The organism is Hyphomicrobium sp. (assembly GCF_036833075.1).
Classification (GTDB): Bacteria; Pseudomonadota; Alphaproteobacteria; order Rhizobiales; family Hyphomicrobiaceae; genus Hyphomicrobium_C.
On sequence record NZ_DAITQL010000023.1, the window covers coordinates 17,090 to 40,517 of the forward strand.

The 23,428-nt window shown below is 64.1% G+C and carries 17 protein-coding genes; 8 read left to right on the forward strand and 9 right to left on the reverse strand.

Annotated features, from left to right (window positions below):
* Positions 1 to 10: 10 nt before the first annotated feature.
* The 5 genes from aceE to rfbC all read right to left on the reverse strand — a co-directional run bounded on the left by aceE (position 11) and on the right by rfbC (position 6,287).
* On the reverse strand, positions 11 to 2,698 hold the full coding sequence (aceE, locus tag V7082_RS09010) for a pyruvate dehydrogenase (acetyl-transferring), homodimeric type (protein ID WP_334147795.1): 2,688 nt from the start codon (positions 2,696 to 2,698) through the stop codon (positions 11 to 13).
* 163 nt (positions 2,699 to 2,861) lie between these two features.
* Positions 2,862 to 3,725: a glucose-1-phosphate thymidylyltransferase RfbA gene (gene rfbA, locus V7082_RS09015; RefSeq protein ID WP_334147796.1), complete on the reverse strand. Its 864-nt coding sequence runs from the start codon at positions 3,723 to 3,725 to the stop codon at positions 2,862 to 2,864.
* Between the two features lie 23 nt (positions 3,726 to 3,748).
* Complete coding sequence (rfbD, locus tag V7082_RS09020; protein WP_334147797.1) at positions 3,749 to 4,639, reverse strand: dTDP-4-dehydrorhamnose reductase; 891 nt, start codon at positions 4,637 to 4,639, stop codon at positions 3,749 to 3,751.
* Between the two features lie 7 nt (positions 4,640 to 4,646).
* A complete protein-coding gene (gene rfbB / locus V7082_RS09025) occupies positions 4,647 to 5,705 on the reverse strand; it encodes a dTDP-glucose 4,6-dehydratase (RefSeq protein WP_334147798.1) in 1,059 nt (352 codons plus the stop codon).
* A 27-nt stretch (positions 5,706 to 5,732) separates the two neighbouring features.
* A complete protein-coding gene (gene rfbC / locus V7082_RS09030) occupies positions 5,733 to 6,287 on the reverse strand; it encodes a dTDP-4-dehydrorhamnose 3,5-epimerase (RefSeq protein WP_334147799.1) in 555 nt (184 codons plus the stop codon).
* A gap of 254 nt (positions 6,288 to 6,541) precedes the next feature.
* Between rfbC and V7082_RS09035 the strand changes: the two genes are divergently transcribed.
* The 5 genes from V7082_RS09035 to V7082_RS09055 all read left to right on the forward strand — a co-directional run bounded on the left by V7082_RS09035 (position 6,542) and on the right by V7082_RS09055 (position 13,381).
* Positions 6,542 to 7,081 (forward strand): flavin reductase family protein, encoded by a 540-nt coding sequence (locus tag V7082_RS09035; RefSeq protein ID WP_334147800.1) that lies wholly within the window; start codon positions 6,542 to 6,544, stop codon positions 7,079 to 7,081.
* A gap of 45 nt (positions 7,082 to 7,126) precedes the next feature.
* Positions 7,127 to 8,461, forward strand: coding sequence for a glycosyltransferase family 4 protein (locus V7082_RS09040; RefSeq protein WP_334147802.1), 1,335 nt, complete (start codon positions 7,127 to 7,129; stop codon positions 8,459 to 8,461).
* A gap of 518 nt (positions 8,462 to 8,979) precedes the next feature.
* Positions 8,980 to 9,663 carry a hypothetical protein gene (locus tag V7082_RS09045; RefSeq protein ID WP_334147803.1) on the forward strand — a complete coding sequence of 228 codons (684 nt, stop codon included), beginning with the start codon at positions 8,980 to 8,982 and terminating at the stop codon, positions 9,661 to 9,663.
* Between the two features lie 50 nt (positions 9,664 to 9,713).
* Positions 9,714 to 10,778, forward strand: a complete 1,065-nt coding sequence (locus V7082_RS09050) for a hypothetical protein (RefSeq protein ID WP_334147805.1) — start codon at positions 9,714 to 9,716, stop codon at positions 10,776 to 10,778.
* Positions 10,779 to 10,795: 17 nt separating this feature from the next.
* A complete protein-coding gene (locus V7082_RS09055) occupies positions 10,796 to 13,381 on the forward strand; it encodes a hypothetical protein (protein WP_334147806.1) in 2,586 nt (861 codons plus the stop codon).
* Positions 13,382 to 13,419: 38 nt separating this feature from the next.
* Here the strand turns inward: V7082_RS09055 and V7082_RS09060 are convergent, their stop codons facing one another.
* Positions 13,420 to 14,427: a glycosyltransferase gene (locus V7082_RS09060; protein WP_334147807.1), complete on the reverse strand. Its 1,008-nt coding sequence runs from the start codon at positions 14,425 to 14,427 to the stop codon at positions 13,420 to 13,422.
* Positions 14,424 to 15,431 (reverse strand): glycosyltransferase family 2 protein, encoded by a 1,008-nt coding sequence (locus tag V7082_RS09065; protein ID WP_334147808.1) that lies wholly within the window; start codon positions 15,429 to 15,431, stop codon positions 14,424 to 14,426. The genes V7082_RS09060 and V7082_RS09065 overlap by 4 nt, the downstream gene beginning before the upstream one ends.
* A gap of 548 nt (positions 15,432 to 15,979) precedes the next feature.
* Here V7082_RS09065 and V7082_RS09070 point away from each other — a divergent pair.
* Both V7082_RS09070 and V7082_RS09075 read left to right on the forward strand, forming a co-directional pair.
* Positions 15,980 to 17,278 (forward strand): polysaccharide biosynthesis/export family protein, encoded by a 1,299-nt coding sequence (locus tag V7082_RS09070; protein WP_334147809.1) that lies wholly within the window; start codon positions 15,980 to 15,982, stop codon positions 17,276 to 17,278.
* Positions 17,279 to 17,504: 226 nt separating this feature from the next.
* Positions 17,505 to 18,447, forward strand: a protein-coding gene (locus V7082_RS09075) for an IS630 family transposase (RefSeq protein ID WP_334147810.1) whose coding sequence is annotated in 2 segments (ribosomal slippage) — positions 17,505 to 17,848 and positions 17,847 to 18,447 — 945 coding nt in all. Because the reading frame shifts where the segments join, the coding sequence is not laid out codon by codon here.
* A 42-nt stretch (positions 18,448 to 18,489) separates the two neighbouring features.
* Here V7082_RS09075 and asnB read toward each other — a convergent pair.
* On the reverse strand, positions 18,490 to 20,481 hold the full coding sequence (gene asnB, locus V7082_RS09080) for an asparagine synthase (glutamine-hydrolyzing) (protein WP_334147811.1): 1,992 nt from the start codon (positions 20,479 to 20,481) through the stop codon (positions 18,490 to 18,492).
* A 76-nt stretch (positions 20,482 to 20,557) separates the two neighbouring features.
* A complete protein-coding gene (locus tag V7082_RS09085) occupies positions 20,558 to 21,559 on the reverse strand; it encodes a glycosyltransferase (protein ID WP_334147812.1) in 1,002 nt (333 codons plus the stop codon).
* Between the two features lie 386 nt (positions 21,560 to 21,945).
* Here V7082_RS09085 and V7082_RS09090 point away from each other — a divergent pair, with 386 nt between their 5' ends.
* On the forward strand, positions 21,946 to 23,412 hold the full coding sequence (locus V7082_RS09090; protein ID WP_334147813.1) for an undecaprenyl-phosphate glucose phosphotransferase: 1,467 nt from the start codon (positions 21,946 to 21,948) through the stop codon (positions 23,410 to 23,412).
* Positions 23,413 to 23,428: the final 16 nt, after the last annotated feature.

The following is a 23,428-nucleotide window of genomic DNA, read 5'->3' on the forward strand; positions in this document are numbered from 1 at the left end:
GTCTTCCTCGCTATGCGCGGGCCGGATCGGCCTTCTCGGGATCTATGCCGTACTTGGCGATCGCCTCGACAGCCTTCGACGAGGGGAGCTTGTTGTCGTCGGCCAGCGCCTTGAGCGCGGCCAGGGCCACGACATGGCGGTCCACCTCGAAGTGCTTGCGCAGGCGCTGCCGCGTGTCCGAGCGCCCGAACCCGTCGGTCCCGAGCACCTGGTAGGGACCGCGCACGAAGGGCCGGATCTGGTCGGCGAAGAGCTTGATGTAGTCGGTCGAGGCCACCGACGGCGCATCTCCCCGTGACGCGAGGCATTGCGTGACGTAGGGGACGCGCGGCGTCTCCGCCGGATGCAGCAGGTTCCAGCGCTCGACGGCGAGCGCCTCGCGGCGCAATTCCGTAAAGCTCGTGACGCTCCAGATGTCGGCAGCGACGCCGAAGTCCTGGGCCAGCAGCTCGGCGCCCGCGATCACCTCGTTGAGGATCGCGCCGCTCCCCATGAGCTGCACCTTGGGCGCGTCGGGCGCCGTTTGCGTGCTCTTCAGGAGATACATGCCGCGCACGATGCCCTCCTCGACGCCCTCAGGCATGGCCGGGTGCACATAGTTCTCGTTGAGGGCGGTGATGTAGTAGAACACGTCCTCCTGGTCGCCGAGCATGCGCTGAAGGCCCCGCTGCACGATGACGGCCAGCTCGTAGCCGAAAGACGGATCGTAGGAGATGCAGTTCGGGATCGTCGACGACAGCAGGTGGCTGTGCCCGTCCTGGTGCTGCAACCCTTCGCCGTTGAGCGTCGTGCGCCCGCTGGTCCCGCCGATGAGGAAGCCGCGGGCGCGCATGTCGCCCGCCGCCCACGCGAGATCGCCGACACGCTGGAAGCCGAACATCGAATAGTAGATGAAGAACGGCAGCATCGGCACGTTCGAGGAGGAATAGGAGGTCGCGGCCGCCATCCACGAGGCCATGCCGCCCGCTTCGCTGATGCCCTCCTGCAGCATCTGCCCGCTGCGATCCTCCTTGTAGAACATGAGCTGCTCGGCGTCCTCCGGCCGGTAAAGCTGCCCGGCCTGGCTGTAGATGCCGAAGGTGCGGAACATGCCTTCCATGCCGAATGTCCGGCTTTCGTCGGGCACGATCGGCACGACGTGGCGCCCGAGCGCCTTGTCGCGGAGCAGCTTGGTCAGAAGCTGCACGAACACCATGGTGGTCGAGATCGCGCGCCCGTCCGACCCCTTGAGCTGGGCCTCGAACAGCGAGAGCGGAGGGGGATCGAGCTTGAACGTGGTCTTGGTGCGCCGCTTGGGGAGATACCCGCCGAGCGCCGCCCGCCGCGCTTGGAGGTAGCGCATCTCCTCGCTGCCCTCGGCGAAGCTGACGAACGGAAGCTTGTCGAGATCCTCGTCCGTGAGCGGGACCTTGAAGCGGTTGCGAAAGACCGTGAGGGCATCGAGCGCCATCTTCTTCTGCTGGTGCGCGATCATCTGCCCTTCGCCGGCGCTCCCCATGCCGTAGCCCTTGACGGTCTTGGCCAGGATTACGGTGGGTTGCCCGCTGTGCCGGGTCGCCTCGTCGTAGGCGGCATAGACCTTCCTCGGGTCGTGCCCGCCGCGCGTCAGCGACCAGATCCGCTCGTCCGTCCAGTCGGCGACGAGCGCGGCCGTCTCGGGGTAGCGGCCGAAGAAGTTCTTGCGGATGTAGGCGCCATCCTTGGACTTGAAGTCCTGGTACTGCCCGTCGTTGCACTCCTCCATGAGCTGGCGCAGCCGTCCCGAGGTGTCGCGTGCGAGCAGCGGATCCCAGTTCGAGCCCCAGATCACCTTGATGACGTTCCATCCGGCCCCGCGGAATCCGCCCTCGAGCTCCTGGATGATCTTGCCGTTGCCCCGCACCGGCCCGTCGAGCCGCTGCAGGTTGCAGTTGATGACGAAGATCAGGTTGTCGAGCTTCTCGCGGCCGGCGAGCGAGATCGCGCCGAGGCTCTCCGGCTCGTCCATCTCGCCATCGCCGCAGAATACCCAGACGTGGCGGTTCGCGGTGTCTGCGAGCCCGCGGTCGTGGAGATACTTGAGGAAACGCGCCTGGTAGATGGCCATGATCGGCCCGAGGCCCATGGAGACGGTCGGGAACTGCCAGAAGTCCGGCATCAGCCAGGGATGCGGATAGGACGGCAGGCCCTTGCCGCCCGTCTCCTGGCGGAAGTGGGCGAGCCGGTCTTCGCTGAGGCGCCCTTCCAGGAAGGCCCGTGCGTAGATGCCGGGCGAGGAATGGCCCTGGATGAAGAGGAGGTCGCCGCCGTGGGTCTCGCTTGCTCCATGCCAGAAGTGCATGAACCCCGTATCGTAGAGCGTCGCCGCCGACTGGAAGCTCGCGATATGCCCGCCGATCCCGCTGCTCTCCTTGTTGGCGCGCAGCACCATGGCGAGCGCATTCCAGCGGATCGCCGAGCGGATCCGGTTCTCGATCGCGCGGTCGCCGGGATGCGGCGTCTCCTTGTGTGGCGGGATCGTATTGATATAGGCGGTGTTGGCCGCGAACGGCAGCCGCGCGCCCTGTCGCCGCGCCATGCCGACCGCCTTGTCGAGCAGGAGATCGGCCCGCTCGCTGCCTTCGAACGCCATGACGGAGCTGATGGCGTCGATCCATTCCCGCGCCTCAGGGTCGGGCTCGCCGCCACTGTCCTGGATCTCGAGCACCGTTCGGGGCATGGCATTGGCTCCGTGCTGTGAGACAGACAGAGTAGTCGTAATGTTAATCCCTGCAACACGTTAAGACGTGAAAAGTTCGCGCACTGCGGATCGACGCCGGTCTCTGCGCGCCAAAACGATGTGGCGTGCGCGTGGTCCCGATTCAATTGAAGATGATCACGCTCTAGGAGAGCAGCCTGGCGAGATAAGCCCCATACGCACTCTTCCCGTGCTTCACGGCCGCTCTCTCCAGCGCACGGTCGTCGATGAAGCGGAGGCGCCACGCCACCTCTTCGGGACACGCGATCTTGAACCCCTGGCGCTTCTCGAGCGTTCTCACGAACTCAGCCGCTTCGATGAGGCTGTCGGGCGTGCCCGTATCGAGCCAGGCGTAGCCGCGTCCCATGAGCTGGACGGTGAGCGCGCCGCGCGCGAGGTAGGACCGGTTCACGTCGGTGATCTCGAGCTCGCCGCGCAGGGAAGGCTCGAGGCTGGCGGCGATGTCGACCACGCTCTGATCGTAGAAGTAGAGGCCCGTCACCGCCCAGTTGGACTTCGGCGCCGCCGGTTTCTCTTCGATCGAGACCGCGTTCATGGCGCCGTCGAACGTGACCACGCCGTAACGCTCCGGATCCGTGACGTGATAGGCGAACACGGTGGCCCCGCTGTCGCGCGAGGCGGCGCCTTCGAGCAGCTCCGGCAGGCCGTGGCCGTAATAGATGTTGTCGCCGAGGATCAGGCAGGAGCGATGCCCCGCCACGAAATCGGCGCCGATGAGGTAGGCTTGTGCGAGCCCGCCGGGATGGGGCTGCTCCGCATAGCTGATCGCGATTCCCCACTGGGACCCGTCGCCGAGAAGCCGCTGGAAGTGCGGCAGGTCGTGGGGCGTCGAGATCACGAGGATGTCGCGGATCCCCGCCAGCATCAGCGTCGTCAGCGGATAGTAGATCATCGGCTTGTCGTAGACCGGAAGCAGTTGCTTCGACGTGACATGGGTCATCGGATGCAGCCGCGTGCCACTGCCGCCTGCCAGAATGATGCCTTTCATGGAAGTCCTCTGAAACATGACGATCAGATGGGGATGGAGGCGAGCCGCTCGAGCACCGGCGGCAGGGATGTGCGCCACGGCGCCATGCGAAAGCCGTGGCGGAGGGCGAGCCGCCGGACATCGAGACACGAGTTCGCGGGTCGCCGGGCTGCCGTTGGATAGTCCGCCGTCGTGATCGACTCGACCGTCACGTGACGTCCCCGCTTCGCCGCGAGCCAGGCGCAGATTTCCCCCGCAAACTCGGCCCAGGTCGCCGGTTCGGGCGGCGCCATGTGAAACACTCCGCGCAAATCGGCTCGATCCGGCGCGGTGCAAACATTGCGGGCCATGGTGAGGAGCCCGTCGGCGATATCGAGCGCCGAGCTCGGACCTCCGGTCTGGTCGGACACGACGCGGAGCACGTCGCGTTCGCCGGCAAGCCGAAGGATCGTCTTCGCGAAGTTCGACCCGAAGGGGCTGTAAACCCATCCAATGCGCACGACGATGTTGCCGGAGGAGGCCGCCAGAACGGCCTGCTCGCCCGCGAGCTTCGAGGCGCCGTAAACGCTGACCGGCGCCGGCGTATCCTCTTCGGTCCAGGGCCCGGGCTTCGACCCGTCAAAGACGTAGTCGGTCGAGATGTGGATGAGGGGCACGCCGAGTGCCGCTGCGGCCTCCGCCAGCATGCGCGCGCCGCCTCCGTTGACGGCATGCGCGAGGGCGGGCTCGCTTTCCGCCCTGTCCACCACCGTGTAGGCTGCGGCAGACACGATCACGTCGGGCGCGGCCGCCGCGAGCAGGTCGACTACCGGGCGCGTGTCGGCGAGATCGAGCTCCGGGCGGCCGACGGCAACGACGGTTGCCTCGAAGAGCGGCGCACGCTCCAGGAGCGACTGGGCGAGCTGTCCTTTCTTTCCCGTGACGACGATCCGCATGGTCCGGCTATGCTGCGTCGACGGTGGTGCCAAGGCGCTCGCCGGCGTAGACCTTTTCCCGCAGAGGGCGCCACCACCACTCGTTCTCGATGTACCAGGTCACCGTCTTCTCGATACCGGTCTCGAAGGTCTCCCTGGCCTGCCAGCCAAGCTCGCCCTCGAGACGCGAGGCGTCGATGGCGTAGCGGAAATCGTGACCGGGTCGGTCCGTGACGTACGTGATCAGGCGATCGTGCGGCTCGGGCCCCGGCCGCAGGCGGTCGAGGACACCGCAGATCGTTTTCACGGCCTCGATGTTGCGCCGCTCGTTCCGCCCGCCCACGTTGTACGTCGCGCCGAGCCGGCCCCGGCTCGCGATCAGGTGCAGCGCGCGGGCATGATCGTCGACGTAGAGCCAGTCCCTGATGTTGGATCCGGTGCCGTAGACCGGCAGGGGCCGGCCGTGCAGCGCGTTCAGGATGGTGAGCGGGATGAGCTTCTCGGGAAAATGATAGGGTCCGTAATTGTTGGAGCAGTTCGAAACGAGCCCCGGGAAGCCGTACGTGCGGTGCCACGCCATGACGAGGTGGTCGGAGGCGGCCTTCGAAGCCGAATAGGGCGAGCTCGGGTCGTAGGGCGTTTCCTCGGAGAAGTGCCCCGTTTCTCCGAGCGAGCCGTACACCTCGTCCGTTGAAACATGAAGGAAACGGAAGGCGGTCTTGCGCGCCGCTTCGAGGACCAGCCAGTACCGGCGCGCACAGTCGAGCAGCGTGTAGGTGCCGACGATATTGGTGGTGATGAAGTCCGCCGCGCCGTCGATCGAGCGGTCCACGTGGCTTTCCGCCGCGAGGTGATAGATGCGGTCGGGCTGGAAGGCCTCGAGCGCGGACGTGACGGCGCGCGCATCGCAGATATCGGCGCGAACGAAACGATGATTGGCCGATGGTTCCACGCACTTGAGGCTGGCGAGGTTCCCGGCATAGGTCAGCTTGTCGAAGGTCAGCACCTCGGCGCCGACCTCGTTGACGAGGTATCGGACCAGGGCTGACCCGATGAACCCCGCGCCCCCCGTCACCAGAATACGCATCTGTGTCTCCGCTTCGATCCGAGGACGTTACTCGAAAACGTCCGCAATATCCCGTAGCCTCGGCTGCTCGGCATCTCGCGGTGCAATGGAGACGGCTTCTGCGTCGACCGGCCAGGCAATGCCGAGATCCGGATCGTTCCACAGAAGTCCGCGCTCGTGGGCGGGGCTGTAGGTGTGCGTCACGGCGTACCAGACCTCCGTATCGGGGGTAAGCGTGCAGAACCCATGCGCGAACCCCACGGGGATCCAGAGCTGGTTGTCCTTGTCCGCCGAAAGCGCGACGGCCACGTGCTGCCCGAACGTCGGCGACGACCGGCGAAGGTCGACCGCGACGTCGACGACGGCGCCGCGCGCGCACCGCACGAGCTTTCCCTGCGCGGCGGGTGACGTCTGGTAATGCAGTCCTCGGACGGTTCCGGACTGCCGCGACAGGGACTGGTTGTGCTGCACGAACGTGACGTTACCGGCCTGCGCCGTGAAAAGATCCGCGCGAAAGAGCTCCACGAAATGGCCCCTGCCATCGGTATGCCGCTTGGGCGTGATCTCGATCACGTCGGCAATGCTGCATCTCGTGAAGATCACCTCGACGGATCCTTTGTGCTTGGAATCTGCCCTTGGATCTTGGCTTTGGGGCCGGAGCGGTCCCAAGGCAAGGGACGTCGTATCGCTTCGGTTTATTTGTCCGAGCCGCGGACACGAACATCCCCCGCGCGCCTTAACCGTAAAAATGCTTTAGAATATATATGATAGATCCGTCTGGCGTATTTCGTGCTCCCCTGAGGAGGCTGTGCGGACGAGGCGGCATCGGAGCCTGACAGAAGGGGACGTGGAGAAGGATGAGCGTCGAGCCGATCGACCGACTGGCATTTCGCGGGCTGATGCGGAACGTTCCGGGACAGGTATCCATCGTTGCCGCAGCGGTTGGGGAACGGCGCAAAGGGCTGACGGCAAGCGCGGTGTGCCCGTTGACGGACCTGCCTCCCACGGTCCTCGTCTGCGTCAACCAGGCGGCCAGCGCACACGACCTGATCATCGAGAGCGGATACTTCAGCATCAACGCTCTGGCGGCGGATCAGTCGGAGATCGCGCGCGTGTTTTCCGGAATGGCGGGGCTCAGGGGAGAACGGCGGTTCGAGACCGCGGACTGGTCCACGGGAATATCCGGCGCGCCGATCCTGGCGTCCGCCGTGTGCCGTCTCGAATGTCGTCTTTCCGAATATCGGGCGGCGTCCTCGCATACGGTGTTCTTCGGGCAGGTGATCGCCGGATCGGCTTCTCCGGACGCAAATCCCCTTCTCCATCTTCGCGGTGCCTACGTGGGCGTGGGGGAGCCGCCCGGCCCGGAGCCGTGCCTCGCCCTGGCAAACGGCAAGTAACAGTGTGGAGCGCGGCGCGAGACGACGTGCCGGGGATTTTCGGTGATGGACATTTCGGTGATGGACCATGAGCCGGCGGACGCACGCGACCTAGCCGCCCGAGACCGAGCGGTCGGGACCGAGCGCGCCCGGTCCGATGCGGCCTCCGAACCGCTTTGCATAGCCTATCTGATCAATCAGTATCCGAAGGTCAGCCACAGCTTCATCCGGCGCGAGATCCAGGCTGTCGAGCGGTTGGGCATCTCCGTCATGCGCATCGCGATCAGGGGATGGGACGAAACGCTTGCCGACGAGCAGGATTTCGCCGAGCGCGAGAAGACGCAATATGCCCTGAAAGAGGGTCTGGGACCGCTCGTCCGGGCAACGGTGCGCGCGGCTGTCCGGTCGCCGCGCAAATTCGCCGCCGCGCTGATCGAGGCGATCCTCCTGTCGCGGCGCGCCGAGCGGCCATTTCCCTACCATCTCGTCTATCTTGCCGAAGCCTGCCTCATCCTGGAGTGGCTGCTGAGCGCTAACGTCGCCCATGTCCACGCGCACTTCGGCACCAACCCGGCCGAGGTCGCGATGCTGATCCGCCTGTTGGGCGGACCGTCGTACAGCTTCACGGTTCACGGCCCCGAGGAGTTCGACAAGGCACACGCGTTGCATCTCGACAGGAAAATCGGGCAGGCGAGGTTCGTCGTCGCGATCAGCTCCTATGGCCGCGCCCAGCTTTACCGCAGGGCCGCTTACGCCGACTGGAGCAAGATCGAGGTCGTGCATTGCGGGATCGAGGCCGCCTTCCGCGCGGCAGGGGAGCGTGAGCGCCCGCAGGAAAGACGGCTCGTATGCGTGGGCCGGCTCTCGGAGCAGAAGGGCCAGCTCGTGTTGCTCGATGCCTTCAGCCGGCTCGAGCAGCGCCTTGGAAATTGCCATCTCGTCCTGGCCGGAGACGGGGAGATGCGCGGCGAGATCGAGGCGCGCATCGCCGCGCTGGGGCTCGCCCATGCCGTGACCATCACCGGCTGGATCAGCAGTGCCGACGTTCGCAGGGAAATCCAGAAAGCCCAGGCACTCGTGCTGCCGAGTTTCCAGGAGGGATTGCCGGTCGTAATCATGGAGGCGATGGCGCTGGAGCGTCCCGTCGTCAGCACCTACATCGCGGGCATACCGGAGTTGGTCGTGCCGGGAGAGACGGGCTGGCTTGTCCCGGCGGGCAGCATCGAGCCGCTGGTGGACGCTCTCGAAGCGTGCCTGACTGTCCCCCCAGAGGCGTTGGAGCGTATGGGACAAGCGGGCTGCCGGCGCGTCATGGAGCGCCATGACATCGACGTGGAGGCCGGAAAGCTCGCCCGGCTCTTCGCAGAGGTCTCACCCGGTCGAGAAACGGCACCCGTGTAGGGTGCGATGGTGAGGACTCGTCGCTCCGTCTTTTCCAGCCCGACCAGGGAACTGTCGCTGGTTTTTAGTTCGAGGCCGTGGCTTTAACTATAATGCTGATTTCGCGTGTGAGTTGAGAGTCTGCAGCGGCATATTTGAACGTGCGACCGTTGGGGAAGCACGCGGAACGCGCGCGATTGCCGGACCGACCGCCATCTCAGTTCGCTCTCCGACCATGAAGCTGCGTGTCCAGAGAGGCCTGCTGTCCAGGAGTGGCGCGCATTTCGCCGTGCTAGCCTGCGTTTTGTAATGGCTGGCATGCTGTTCGCAAAGGCTGGCATGCTGTTCGCAAAGAGCGACAAGGGACGCAGGGGAGACGCAAGTGTCGCCCCATCCGGACCTGCACAGCGGAAGGCGATGTCCCGTTTTGAGACAATTGAGCTCGATGGAGCAGGCAAGGCAACGTTCCAGGGCGACGAAGGAAGCCGGACGCAATGACGGTAATCGAACGAGCGTCGAATGCAGAGACGGCGGGGGGAATGAGACGGTCGATCAAGCGCGTGCGCGTCGCGCAAGGCGAGCTCGGGTCCGGCAGCCCGAAATCAGGCGTCGATGACGCACAAAATCAAACGACGTGGTTCCGGGATCCCGAGAGCGCACGGCGCCTGTCCGGGGTCGTCGCAGTCGCGCGCGAGCAATCCGCCGGCGTTATCGGCATCACGGGCCCCCGCCCCGGCGTTGGCGTGAGCGTAGCGAGCCGGCAGCTCGCCGAGGCGTTTTCGGAGTTCGGCATAAAGACGCTCTTCGTGAACGTGAGCCGGATGGAAATCGTCGATCCGGCGCTTTCCGGAAAGAGGGAAGCGTCGTTTCTGCCTCTTGCCGCGAAGATCAAGCCATCGCTTTCCGTCGTGGAGTTCGAGGCCGCGCCCCCCCCGTCGCTGACCGAGAACGAGCTTCGGAGCGCCCTGGCGGAGGCGGTGCAGGCGGGTTTCACCGTCGTCCTCGATCTTCCGCCCATCCTGCAGGACAGTGGCGTGCCGACGCCGGTCATCGCTGCGTTGGGATCGGTGTGCGACGTTGTGTTCCTCGTCTGCCTCAGCGGCGCGATAAACCAGAAGAAGATGGGGACGTGCATCGAGACATGCCGGATCATCGGCTTGAAGCTGGACGGACTGATCCTGAACGATTGGCGGATGCCTGCGAGCGGCTTGATTTCGGGCTGAATGGATGGCCTGAAACGATGCGGCCAGGGTGACACGGAGACAGAAGAGCAATGGGCATCGGATCTGAGGTTCTCCGCGAGTACCTGGTCCTCTTCCTCGACATCGTGCGCAAGCGCTGGCTGCTGTTGGTCGTCCCCATCGCGGTTGCGGGCGTGCTGTCGATGGCGGCCATGAAGCTGGCTCCCACCAAATATGCGGCCAGTTCGCTGATCCTGCTCCAGGCCGCCAACCGCGCGCCCGGCAGCTACGGCGGCGGAGGCTATACGAACACGGTGGAGCAGGTTCAGGCCGTCGAGGCATGGTTGAAAAGCGACCAGGTGCTGGCGGAGCTCGTGCCTCGGATGACCGGTTACAAGCCGCCGGAAACACCGTTTCAGTCGATCGGACAGAGGCGCGCGCTGGCTGCCTCGCTTTCGCTCGAGGTGGTCGGAAATTCCGTGCTCCAGATCAAGATGGAAAGCCCCAATCCCGTGGGGCTCGGCCGCAATCTGGAGATGGTTCTTGCCCGCGTCATGGAAGGTCTCACCGGACCGGAGCAGAATATATTCAGTGCTCCGCAATTCGTACGCTTGCGGCGCGACGAGGAGGCTGCCGCTGCGGAGGCCGCGTTGATGCGTGCCATCGAAGCCGACGGCGTCCAGGCCCCGGCTCAGATCCGCGCCGTGCTGAACCAGCTCTGGACGATGTCCCGCAACATCCGCTCCGCGGGTCAGGCAGAGGAGGCCGACAAGTTGCGGCGCGCGATCAGCGATGACACGGCCAGGATCGCGGAGCTGGAGCGCCTTTATGCGACCTATCGGGAAGCTGCTGACAGGCAGGCTGCATTCCAGGCGCATGCGGGAGCGCCCCGCAGCAACTACGTCAGTTTCTTCAACTCGCCTGACGACCTGCTGATCATCGGCCGCCCGAGCGATCCCATTGCCGGGGAGAGCTCCGCCCGCAAGATCGCAATTGTCGGCATGTTTCTGAGCATCGTTCTGGCTTGCGGGCTCGTGGTGCTCGCCGAGCTGATGAGCAGCGTGCTGCGGACACGGCGTGAATTCGAGATGACGGCAGGCGTGCCGGTCGTGGCGCGCATCGGAAGAATATCGGGATTGCCGGGTGTGTCGGAATGACCGGAGGAAGCGTACGCATGAGTGTCTGGCGTCATAAAATAGGGGCCCTGATGCTGGCCGCGGCGCTCACCTACAGTGGCAGCGCGCTGGGCGAGCCATACGCGGAGTTCGACAGCGCTAGTGGCTTGTTCCGAGTGATGCAAGGAGGCAGCCCGGTTGTCGAGGCGCAGTTCGTGTTCTGGCGAGGCGAATGGTCCTGGCAGGACTCGTCGCTCTCGGTGACGACGCGCGAGCCCCGTCGACGCTATAGCTTCCGCAGCGCCGTGCCGGACAGCTTCGCCGTGAGCGGGGAGGCCGAGCTATCCGATGACGGCAAGGCAACCTGGGCCCTGCGGGTCGAGGAGCGCCCGGAGGTGGCCCGGGACGTTTTCGGCGGCATCGTGTTCCGGATCACGCCCGATGTTCTGAGGCGGGACGGGTTCGAGCCGAGAGCCGAGATCAACCCGGACAAAAAAAGCTGGTCGCTTCGGATCGAGCCCGATCGGCCGCCGCTGATCGTCTCGTTCGAGGGTCCGATCCATAGCCTCGAGTACGAGATGGGCAACCACGGAGAGATCCGCGCCTATCTCCTCGGCAGGAACGATGAGGCCGACGCGGTCGACGTCCGCATGACGCTGTCGTTCCCCGGCGCATTCCGTCCCGATGTCCCGGAGCGGCTCGCCGCGAAAGGCGATACATGGTGGTCGGACGATCTCCATTGGAACCGATCGCCGGTGGACTTGAGCTTTCTCAATGCCTCGGAAAAGCCTGCGGGAAAGCGGGGCTTCCTGCGGGCGGTCGGTGAGGACCTCGTGTTCGAGGACGGCACCAAGGCGTATTTCTGGGGAACGAACCTGTCGGCGTACGTCTTGTTTCAGAGGACAACGCCCTTGCTCGTCTGCAACCAGGCGAGGCGGCTATCGAAGCTCGGGTTCAACCTCGTTCGTATTCATCATCATGACTCCGACTGGGTATCGCCGAACATCTTCGGCATCGAGAGCGCGTCGACCCGAGAGCTCAACGCGGCATCGCTGGAGAAGATCGACTGGTGGATAAAATGTCTTCGCGACGAAGGCATCTACATCTGGCTCGACCTCCACGTAGGTCGGAGGATGACCAGGAGCGACGACGTCGAGGCCTTCGACGAGATTGCCGACCCGAGCAGGAAAACGGCGGATCCGCGCGGCTATATGTACGTGAACGAGAGCCTCAAGGCGCGGTCGAAGGAGTTCGCCGAGGCATATCTCACGCACGTCAACCAGCACACGGGGCTTGCGTACAAGGACGATCCGGCCGTCGTGGCTGTCCTGATCACGAACGAGAACGATCTGACCCACCATTTCGGCAACGCGTTGCTTCCCGATAAGAACGTTCCGTGGCATGCCGCGCGTTACATGAAGCTCGCCGGGGCGTTCGCGTCGAGCTCCGGGCTCGATCCGGAGCGGGTGTGGCGGAGCTGGGAGTTCGGCCCGTCGAAGATTTTCCTCGCCGACCTCGAGCACGCGTTCTTCTCCGACATGGCTCGCTATATCCGGGATATCGGCGTCAAGGTGCCGATCGTCCCGACGAACTATTGGGGCGAGATGAGTGCGGCCGGACTGACAGCCTTGGGAGAAGGCGACATCGTCGATGCGCATGCCTACGGGCGCGCCAACGAAGTCGAGAAGAACCCCCGCTTGGGACCCAGCATGGTAAGCTGGCTGGCCGGCGGAGCGCTCACCAACAAGCCGTATTCGGTCAGCGAATGGAACGTCGAGCCTTTCCCGGTCTTTGATCGCGCCCAGGTGCCTCTTCACGTCGCCTCGATCGCGCGCCTTCAGGGGTGGAACGCGCTGCTTCAGTATGCCTACACGCAATCGCCGCTGACGGGGACCGCCGGCATCGGCAATTGGGAGGCATCGAGCGATCCTTCGATGATCGCCACCCTGCCGGCCGCCGCGCTTCTTTTCCGGGGCGGGCACGTGAACCCGGCGCGGATGAGCTACGAGCTGGCGCTCTCCGAGGACGTCTTCACGGGACAGGAGATCAACGCGCGGACTTCGCGCGCCATCCGGACGCTCACCGAGACGTCAAAAATACGTCTCAGGGTGCCGCCGATGAAAGCGCTTGACTGGATCACCGATCAGCCGTCGGCCGCGGAAAACGTGAAGCGTATCTCCGACCCCGGTTTCGATGCGATCGGGAAGGGCACCGACAAGGTCTGCTCCGACACGGGCGAGATTTGCCGCGACTGGGTCAAGGGCGTCCTGACCGTCGATACCGCAAAGTCGCAGATTGCGAGCGGCTGGCTCGGCGGGCGCGAGGTCGCCCTCGGCGACGTGACGGTCGCACTCTCGACGCCGAACGCCAGCGTGGCGGTGCAAAGCCTCGACGAAGAGCCGCTGGCGGCGTCGGGCCGTATCATGATCTCGCTTGCGGCGCAGTCGATCCCGAACGCGGGGCGTCTCCCCTTCAACTCGGAACCGGTGGAAGGCGAGATCCGCATTCGCGCCAGAAGCGGCCTCAGGGCTTACGCCGCCGACCGGGATGGTGCGCTCCATCCCATCCCGATCGAAGCCTCGTCCGACGGATACACGGTTCCGCTCACGCCGGCGATCCAGTCGCATTGGCTGTTTCTGCAGTAGCCCGTTCTCCGTGACAGTACTGCGGTACGCAAGAGTTTTTACTTATACTCGATGAGCATTCCCTTGCGGCCCATAAGTCGGTCGCGCAGGAACTTGATCTGCCCTGCCGCTTCTGGAAACCGGCCTAGAACGTGGAAGAATGAGGAGGCCAGCGGCAAGGGTGTGCCTCTGCGCTTGAGGTAGAGGCGCAGCACCTGTACGGGATAGACCAGTGCGAGCAGAAACGCCCAGGGCCCGAACGCAACGGCGCTAGCCATGATCGCCAGCGGAATGCCCAGTCCCCAGATCCACGCGCGTCGCGTCTCTGCAACGTTGTGGTATTCGGGCGGGCCGCCATGAATGTGGGCTCCGAGAATAAAGCTGTATCCTGCTCGCATTGACCGGCGCCACCATTGTGGAAAGCGCGTCATCGCCGCGTCGTGCAGTGTCATGGGGTGGTCGATGCAGAAGATCTTCCAGCCCTGCCGCCGCAGCCTTACGCAAAGCTCCGGCTCCTCGCCGGCAATAAGATCGGGACGGTATCCGCCCACGTTGCGCAACGCTTCGGCGCGGATCATGGCGTCGCCTCCGCAACTCCTGACCTCGCCCGGCGCGATTGACCACTCGAGATCGCAGAGGCGGTTGTAGACGGACTGCTCCGCGAAACGCTCCCGACGGCGCCCGAACACCGCAGCCGCTTCTTCATGTGTATCGAGAAAGGCGCGTGCGGTTGCGATCCAGCCCGGTTCGACCTCGCAATCTCCGTCGACGAACTGCACAGCAGCGAGCGTTTCCTCATGCGGATCGAGATGATGGAAGCCAGCATTCCGGGCACGCGCGGCCGTGAACGGCTGCCCGTCATCAAGCGTGACCACATGCGCGCCGAGCTGCCGTGCAAGTGCAACCGATCCGTCAGTCGAGCCGGAATCCACATAGACGATCGACCGCACGGCGTCTGCGAGAGACAGCAGGCACCGGCGCAACCTCTCCCCTTCGTTGCGCCCGATGACGACGGCGGCGACGTCGTCAGCCCGCTGCGCCTCTATGCCCGCATCGCGCGCGGTCATGGCGATGTTCCGTTTATCGACGGATTGAGAAGTGCGCTCTGGCGCGCGAGGTCCGACAGGAAAGAGTCCGGGATCGACGACGCCCGGCCCAGGATCGCATCGCGCGCCATCGAAAGCGCCGTTCCGGACGCGAGGGCGGCATCCGCGAGCGCCGCATAGAAGACGCCATGGTGCTTGATGAAGTAGCGACGGCGCGATTCGAACCAATAAGCCGCACGCCGCTTGCGCTGCTGGGCGGGATCCGTGACGCCCGTGCTTTGCCCGACCAGATGCACGACCCGGCTCTGCGGTACGTACCAGAAGGACCAGCCGAGACGATCCGCGCGTTTGCAGAGGTCGGTCTCCTCGTAATAGAGGAAATAGTCCTCGTCCATCAGCTCGACATCGCGAAAGAGCTGCGTACGGAGGAGCAGGCTCGCCCCCGATAGCCAATCGTAGCGGGTCTGTGTATCCGGTAGCGCCGGCGCAACCTGCCAGCGCTTCAGAAGTTTCGAGACAAAACCCACGTTGAGGCTGGAATCGAACTCGCTCGCCACCGAATGAAAGCGGAAGGCCGAGCACTGGAGCCTCCCGTCCGGGTGTTCGAGGCGGCTGCCGGCCCCACCGGCTGCCGGATGCGCCGCCATGAAGTCGACGAGCGCGCGCAACGCGCCGGGCTGCACCACCGTATCCGTGTTGAGGAGCCAGATGTACGCGGGCGGCGAGGCACGAGCGAGTTGTTCGCGAATGACGCCGTTGTTGCCGTAGCTGAAGCCTCCGTTGCGCGGCATGGGAAGAACACGCGCCCACCTGTCCCAGCTGTTGGCTGCGATGGCATCGGCGATCTCCGTGCCCGAGCCGTCCGGCGAGGCGTTGTCCGCCACGACGACCTCCAAGGCCGGAAACGCGGCCACCTCGCTTGCGAGCGAGCGCAGGCAGTCCAGCGTCAGATCGCGCGTGCAGTAATTGACGAGCACGGCCGTGACGGAGGCGTCCTGGGTCGTCGTCAGGCTCGGATCGGGCATTCGGTTTCCTCAAGGCAGGGCAAGCATGGCTTCACTGCGGTCCTGCTTGGGCCGTTAGCTACCACATCGCCGCCCGGCCGGCGCAATCGACGGGGGTGTTGTTTAAGCCCGGCGATGCCATCCGGGATCGGTCGCGAACGATGAAGCGCGCGCTTCAGAGCAAGCTCGAGCGCCAAGCGCCAACGGGTTAACCAAAGTGATGAATGTCATAATTTATGTGTTGCGCATAACTTAGCCGATCAATAGTTTTTAGTGTCTGGTCGTGTCATTCTGGCACTGCTAGGCGTTCCACACACAGCAATACGGGGTTCGACCAACGCGCGAGCTTCTGTAGGGGTGATTTCGTGAAGAGACAGATGGCCAGCCATGGGCAAGCGCTGCGCGCTCGGAGTCTTGCAGTGGCAAGCGCTTTTTGCGTGGTGAGCGTCCTGTCCGGTTCCGTTCTGGCTGAGGATGCACAAGAGAGGTCGCTGGAGAGCGCTCCTGTCGCGACGGCAAGCGTGGACGCTTCGGTCACCCCGTATGCATATGCCGATGAGGCGACGCCCGTGAGAGACGTCGCCGCGGACGAACAGGCGGGCGCGAAAGCCAAAAGCCTGCCCCAGTTCAATATGTCTCAGGTCGAGCGCATTCGCGTTCGCCTCTGGGGCAACACCGAGCTCGGCGGCGAGTACGCGATTGATCCCGACAACTCGTTGTCGATTCCCCGCGTCGGGCGTATTGCGGTCGACGGTCTGACGCTCGCCGATCTGGAGCTCCTGCTGACGCAGAAGTTGAGCACGGCCTTGAGAACCGATGTTACGGTCGCTGTCGAGGTCGCTCGCTTCCGTCCCTATTACATCATGGGCCAGGTCGCGGAATCCGGCGCTATCGAATGGCGGCCGGGCCTCAAGGTGATTCAGGCGATCTCGCTGGCGCGGGGCGTGCTGCGGGCGGAGGAAAGCGGCGCCGGGCCGGTCAGCAGCCGGCAGTCCCGGACGCAGCTCACATTCGCACTGGCCCAGCTCGCACGCCTGAAGGCCGAGCGCGAGGGCGGCGACGTCGTCGCCACGAACCAGCGCATCGCCACGCTGATCAGCAACGTGCCGGAGTCGAACCGGCTCGCGCTGACGAATCTCATGTCGCGTCAGAACGACATGCTGAGCGAGCAGCGCAGCATCATGGAGTCTCAGATCATCGGGCTGCGCCGGGAGTTCGAGGCTGCCGCACGCGAGGTCGAAACGGCGGATGCTCAGGAGAAAACGGTTCGCGAGCAGCTCGACATCACGCGGGAGCAGGTTGCGAGCATCGAGAGCCTCAAGGACAAGAAGCTGATCAACAACGCGCGCTATCTTGATCAGAAATCGAGCTTGCTGACGGTCGAGATCCGCTATTCCGAGATCAAAGCCCAGGCCGAGCGTGCCCGTACGCGCCTCGCCGCCGTTGAACAGCAGCTCGCCATGCTGCCCCAGCAGCGTCGCGCCGTTCTCAGCGAGCGCATCGATGTGCTCGAGCGCGAGATCGCCCAGCTCGAGCTCGTCTCGGGTATGCCGACCATGATGGGCGACGACCGGGACAACGTGTTGAAGCTGACCTACCATATCTCGCGCGAGAGCGATGCCGGCGTGCGCACATTGCCGGCGACCGTGTTCACCGAGGTTCTGCCGGGCGACGTGTTGATCGTCTCCAACGGGCAGCAGGACAGGATCGGAGCCGTACAGGATTCTTTGCGCGATGACACGGGGAAGCGGCCCTCGTTCGGCGGCGATAAGGACGCGAGCGCGAGCGAGGCTCAGCGCAGGGTCGAGGACGCGGCCATTGATCCGACGCGGGTCTTTCTCCGTCGTGCTTACGACGTCAGGCAGTGACGAAGCGTCAGAGGTGACGTTCGCGCGGGTGGGAAGCCATGCCGCCGAGCGTATTCCGCGACCACTTACGACATCAAAACGTTGCGCTCGTTTTTTCGCAAGCGTGGGTGTTTGTCCGCCAAGCCGTCAACCTAGAGCACTTTCCGATCTGACGGAATCGTTTGTGGATTCCCATCGGTGGCGAACAGTGATTCATGGTGAGGGCTGGTGGAGGAGGCCAGCCGTCATGACCAAGCCGCTGTCCAACGACCTTCGCGAGCGCCTGATCGAAGCCGTCTCGCGAGGCGCAACCTGCCGGGCGGCGGGAGAGCGCTTCGGTGTTGCGCCTTCGACTGCGGTCAAGTGGGTGCGCCGCTGGCGCGAGACCGGAAGCGCGGCCCCACGCCGGCAAGGTGGCGACAGGCGCTCGGTGCGGATTGAGGCCTACGGCCAAGAGATTCTTGGCCTCATCGCCAAGACGGTCGACATCTCACTGGCTGAGATCGCCGATCACCTGCACCGTGAGCACGGCGAGCGGTTCGTCCCAAGCACGATCTGGCGCTTCCTCGATCGGAACGCACAGACCTTCAAAAAAAACGGCACACGCCAGCGAGCAAGAGCGGCCAGACGTTGTGGCAGGGCGTCTCGCCTGGCACACTGAGCAGCCGCAGTTCGATCCAGACCGCCTCGTCTTCGTCGATGAGACGGGCGCTTCGACCAAGATGGCCCGTCGCTGCGGCAGAGCACGGCGCGGCGAGCGGTGCGTCGCCGCCGTGCCGCATGGCCATTGGCGCACCACCACGTTCGTCGGCGGCTTGCGCCTCTCGGGCCTCACCGCACCCATGACACTCGATGGTCCGATGGATGCCGCCGCGTTCAGGGCTTGGGTCGAGCAGATACTCGCTCCCACGCTCAAGCCTGACGACATCGTCGTCATGGACAACCTACCCGCACACAAGCAGGCGGCCGTCCGGATCGCGATCGAGGCACGCGGGGCCGAGCTTCGCTATCTGCCGCCCTACTCGCCAGATCTCAACCCTATCGAGATGGCGTTCTCGAAGTTCAAGGCGCTGTTGAAGAAGGCTGCGGCCCGTTCAGCAGAGACGCTCCGGGACGCTATCGCCCGAGCGCTGACATGCATCTCCGCAAACGACTGCTCCGGATACTTCCAGAGCGCCGGATACGTATGATCGGAATCTGCTCTAGCGTGCTCCTAATCATGAGCGTCGCCGCTATGCTTCCCTCTTGATGCCGACGGGAGGTTTCGCCACCTGGTTGCCATCCAGCCAACTTTGGAACATGAGCACGTTCCAGAGCTGTGGCCCCCAGTTACAGACGCCGGAAATATGCTCGTCCCATTTGCGGCGCAACGGCGCAGCGTAAAAGAACCCCTCGCGCTGTAGACGCTGCGGCGCCAGCAGCGCCTCCGCCCACGAGCGCAGCGGTCCACGTAGCCAAGCAGCGATAGGAACCTCGAAGCCCATCTTCGGGCGGTCGACGAGCTCGCGGGGCACGTGCTTATACAGGATCTGGCGCAGGGCCCATTTCGACTGGCCGCCACGGTGCTTCATATCCAACGGTAGGCTCCAGGCGAACTCGACGACCCTATGGTCGAGAAACGGTGCGCGGCATTCGAGCGAGTTCCACATCGACGCGCGGTCAACCTTGGTTAGGATATCGTCAGGCAGGTATGTCAGCATATCGAGCATCATCATGCGCTCGGCGTCGCAAAGCGCGCCAAAATTGAACTTGCCGGGCGTGAGAAGCCCGACCGGCTCGCGGCCGTCGATCACCACGGCTTCGGGAAAGCGCCAGCGCGACACCAGCTTTCGGTGCAACTCCTCAACTGAACCGCTTCGCGCATAATCCGCGAGCCGGTGGAGGCGCTGACCATTAGGCTCCTTGCCCGAAGCAACCTGCAAGAATGGGTTGAGTACGGTGTCCCAGAAGGCTTTCGGGAGCGTGCGCGCAGCGTAGCTCGCGGCGGTACGCAGTGGGCGCGGCACGGCACTCAAGACGCGCATCAGTGCCGCGCCCTGTCGATAACGGTCATAACCGCAGAAGAGCTCATCTCCCCCATCTCCGGAAAGAGCGACGGTGACCTTTGCACACGCAAGCTTCGAGACTAGAACCGTCGGGATCTGTGAGCAGTCGGCAAACGGCTCATCGTAGATTTCGGGAAGCCTTGGGACGATGTCACGGAGTTCTTGGTCTCCGACATAGAGTTCCACGTGGTCTGTGCCAAGATGGGCAGCGACGCGCTTGGCGAATTCGGCTTCATTGTAGCGCGGATCGTGGAAGCCGATACTGAACGTCTTGACCGGCTGCGTCGACTGGCGCTGCATGAGCGCGACGACGAGCGAGGAGTCGATACCGCCTGAGAGAAATGCGCCCAAGGGCACGTCGGCGACCATCTGGCGCCCGACCGCATCGGTCAAAAGCGCTTCGAGCGCTGCGACCATGTCCTCGGAGGAGCCCGACATCCTGGCGGCCGCGGAACGGCATGCGATTTCGGTAGCCGACCAATAGCGGGAAACGAGCGGCTCAGGGTGTGCAAGGGAGATCTCGACCATCGCGCCGGCAGGAAGTTTGTGCAGGCCTTCGTAAATAGCATTCTCCTCGCCGACATGACCGTGCCGCATCAGTTGCACAACGGCGTCGCGGCTGACGTCTCCAAGGCAGGCGGGGTGAGCCCGCAGCGCCTTCAGCTCCGATCCAAACAGAAACGCTTTGCCCGGACCGGCACCCTGCCAGCCGTAGTAGAGCGGCTTCTCTCCGAGCCGGTCGCGGAGCAGGGTCAGGACGCGCTCGCGCCGATCCCAGATCGCGATCGCGAACATGCCGACCGCACGGCCGATCGTTGGCGCAATTCCCCAGGCATCGAAGCCGGCCGCCAGCGTCTCGGTGTCGGAGTGGCCACGCCACGCGGGGGCCTGTCCCGCTTGGCCGAGAAGCGTTCGCAGGTCGGCGTGATTGTAGATCTCGCCGTTGAAGGCGAGTACATAGCGCCCCGAATGGGAAACCATCGGCTGATGGCCTGAAGGGGAAGTGTCGACGATTGCGAGGCGGCGGTGGCCAAGCGCAATACCCGCCGCTGAATCGAGCCAAGCTCCCTCCGAATCCGGCCCGCGGTATACGATAGCTGTCGTCATGGATGTCAAGAGCCTAGCGGCGTCTTCACCATCGAGCGGCGGCTCTTGCAGAAAGCCGGCAAGACCACACATGCACGCGTCCTCAGTTCGCGCCCCGGCGGAACGTTCCGCGACGAGAGATCTTTGTGTTGGAGGGCATGGAGAGGCGTCACTCCATCTGGAGGCCAGTGGGAGTGCCGCCGGCTTCCCGCGCTGCCGATAGATGGGGTCCGGAGATTTTCCGCCAGAGCGACTCTTGCCGTGACTCGATATTGCGTACCGCCCGCGCCTTGCCGAGAAGCAGCGCCTGACGCTGATACGAGCGAATGAAGCGGCGCAGTTCCAGGTCCTCATGCCGGGGCAGACGGCGTACCATGGCGCTAAAATATCCGTAGAGCATGGCTGCGCCGCCTACCAGAAACGGACGTTGTGTCATGCGATAGACGGCCGTAGCGGTGAAGTACAGGGGATCGCTGCCCATGTAGTACTGTCCGAACCCGTGGCGCCTGCGGCCGGTCAGGATGCTCTGCTGGCTCGATCCCATCGGCCGTAGATGCTCGAATTGTAGGCCCGGCTCATCCCAGCTCCGCGCAACCCAGCCTAACTGGCGCGCTTTGTGGCAATCGATGCCGTCCCACATGACCTCGCAGACGAAGCCGCCGATCGCCTTGAAGCAGGTGACGCGGTAGAATTTCGTCATGCCAACCGACATCTCGTCGCCGCACTTCTCGCTGACCCAGCGTCCGGTCTCCGTATGGTAATAGGGTTTGCCGCTGCAGCTTCCGAGGCGGGGATTCGTCGCCATGCGTGCGATCAGGGTCTCGAAATACGTCTCGGGCAGGTCGAGATCCACGTCAAGCTTGCAGATAAACGCATAGTCGTCGATGTCGATCGCCGCGAGCCCCGCGTAGAATGCTTCGACGACGCCCGGGCCAACGACGCGGTGTCCTCGGTCGGGTTTCGGCAGAACCTTGATCCAGTCGTGCTGTATTGCATAGTCGGCGAGGATTGCGGGCGTCGCATCCGTCGATCCGTCGTCAACGATAACCCAGATCGCGGGCCGCACGGATTGCGCAATGACGCTGTCGAGCGTTTTCTTTATGTACGCGGCTTCGTTGCGGCAAGGCGAAATCAATGCATAGCTGGCGCGGGGTTGTTCCTCTGCACGCACTCGGTGTCGCCTTTTCGTCTTTACCTATCTCGTCATTCTATCTGTAAAGCAGCGACCTGAATATCGCGGACTGGCTGTGCAGCGGACAGTTGCAAACGTTAGCGTTAATGCGTCGATCGGGCGTACCCGTCCCTTTTCCATCTGCTTGGATCTGAGAGGTGCATCAAAATACCCGAAATCTCACCCAAAGCAGACCCATCCGCTTCCCGATGGAAGCAGGCCATGTATGCGAGTTAACCATTTAAGTTGCGAAGCGTTTACAAGAGATTAAAGTAATGAACTATTAGTTGATATTCATTTTTGGGTTGGACTGAGCACTGCCGGATAGGTGGGGGTGCTTGGAACGTACGGCCTCTTCGGAATCTGTTTGCGTTGTCGGGGCTAAAATGGCGTTGAGTGACGCACCCGTTGAGACGGGACATGCCGGTGTCCGCGGGCGCGCGGGGCCGATAGCCCGTCACAAGACGCTCCTCTCGAAACTCGAGAACTACATCACCGCCTGCGCGGTCGCAGAAAGCGTGGCCGTGATTGTCGCCGCGGCGGTCGCCAAGTTCCTGTATATCGATTTGTTTCTTGGGCAGAGCCAGGGGATCGCGCTCTACCTGCTGCCGGCTCCGCTTCTGGCGCTGACGCTCTATCTGCTCCTGAAACAATCCGGTCTCTACGAGCCGCGCGCGATGCTCGGCCCCGTGGTCGGTTACGGCCGGCTGTGGGGCGCTCTCGCGATTTCTGCGCTCATCGTGCTGGGGATCCTCTACATCCTCAAGGCGGCTGAGGTCTATTCGCGCGGCTGGTTCCTGACATGGTTTGCGCTCAGCGCCGCCGGGTTGATCGTGGTGCGCGTCAAGGCACGGCGGCGCGTGCGCGACATGGTCTCGACGGGACGCCTGCACAAACGCATCGCCATCTTCGGCACGCAAGAGTTCATCGCGGCCATAAAGGCCGAGACCGAGGCGGCTGACCCTTCATCCATGGTCGCGGGTCAGTATCTCGCCAAGCCGGCCCCTGTGACGCCGGACGATCTGCCCATCCATGGTGGGCTCGCCGAACTGCGCGCCGCCATCGAGGAGGGCGAGTTCGACAGCATCATCATCGCCATGCCGGCGAAGGAGACGGCGAGGATCCAGGCGGCGGTCACCGCGCTCGGATCTTATTCGACGGAGCTGCTGCTGTGCACGGAGCTCGAGCCCTATCCTGTCGTCGTTGAGGGCAGCCGGACCTTCGGTTCGGTGCGGGCCAATGTCGTGAACCTGGTTCCCCTCTCCGAGAGCCATGGCCTGCTCAAGACGGCGCTGGACTATGCCGTTGCGGCGGCGAGCCTTATCGTCCTGGCTCCGTTGCTGGCTTTAATCGCTTTGGCCATCAAGATCGACAGTCCAGGTCCTGTGTTCTTCCGTCAGCGCCGCTACGGTCGCAACAACCGCGTGTTCCGCATCTTCAAGTTCCGCACCATGGCCGTTGCCGAGGACGGCGCGGACGTCAAGCAGGCCGAGCGCAACGATCCGCGCGTGACGCGCGTCGGACGCTTCCTGCGCCGCACCAGCCTCGACGAGGTGCCCCAGCTTTTCAACGTGCTGATCGGCGACATGTCGATTGTCGGCCCGCGTCCGCACGCCCTTATCCACGATCAGCAGTTCGAGCGCGCACTCGATCAGTTCTCGCGTCGTCGCCGCGTCCGCCCCGGCTTGACCGGCTGGGCGCAGGTCAATGGCTTCCGCGGCGAGACGAAGCGCACCGAGGACATTCGCGGCCGCATGCAACACGATCTCTACTACATCGACAACTGGTCGATCTGGCTCGACATCGAGATTATCACGCGCACGGTATTCGTGCTGTGCCGCGGAGCCTATTGAGCGTGCTCCGGCGTCT

Coding starts and splice junctions, on each gene's coding strand:
- aceE (WP_334147795.1), bottom strand. CDS start 2,698: ATGCCCCGAACGGTGCTCGAGATCCAGGACAGTGGCGGCGAGCCCGAC.
- rfbA (WP_334147796.1), bottom strand. CDS start 3,725: ATGAAAGGCATCATTCTGGCAGGCGGCAGTGGCACGCGGCTGCATCCG.
- rfbD (WP_334147797.1), bottom strand. CDS start 4,639: ATGCGGATCGTCGTCACGGGAAAGAAAGGACAGCTCGCCCAGTCGCTC.
- rfbB (WP_334147798.1), bottom strand. CDS start 5,705: ATGCGTATTCTGGTGACGGGGGGCGCGGGGTTCATCGGGTCAGCCCTG.
- V7082_RS09035 (WP_334147800.1), top strand. CDS start 6,542: ATGAGCGTCGAGCCGATCGACCGACTGGCATTTCGCGGGCTGATGCGG.
- V7082_RS09040 (WP_334147802.1), top strand. CDS start 7,127: ATGGACATTTCGGTGATGGACCATGAGCCGGCGGACGCACGCGACCTA.
- V7082_RS09045 (WP_334147803.1), top strand. CDS start 8,980: ATGAGACGGTCGATCAAGCGCGTGCGCGTCGCGCAAGGCGAGCTCGGG.
- V7082_RS09050 (WP_334147805.1), top strand. CDS start 9,714: ATGGGCATCGGATCTGAGGTTCTCCGCGAGTACCTGGTCCTCTTCCTC.
- V7082_RS09055 (WP_334147806.1), top strand. CDS start 10,796: ATGAGTGTCTGGCGTCATAAAATAGGGGCCCTGATGCTGGCCGCGGCG.
- V7082_RS09060 (WP_334147807.1), bottom strand. CDS start 14,427: ATGACCGCGCGCGATGCGGGCATAGAGGCGCAGCGGGCTGACGACGTC.
- V7082_RS09065 (WP_334147808.1), bottom strand. CDS start 15,431: ATGCCCGATCCGAGCCTGACGACGACCCAGGACGCCTCCGTCACGGCC.
- asnB (WP_334147811.1), bottom strand. CDS start 20,481: ATGTGTGGTCTTGCCGGCTTTCTGCAAGAGCCGCCGCTCGATGGTGAA.
- V7082_RS09090 (WP_334147813.1), top strand. CDS start 21,946: ATGGCGTTGAGTGACGCACCCGTTGAGACGGGACATGCCGGTGTCCGC.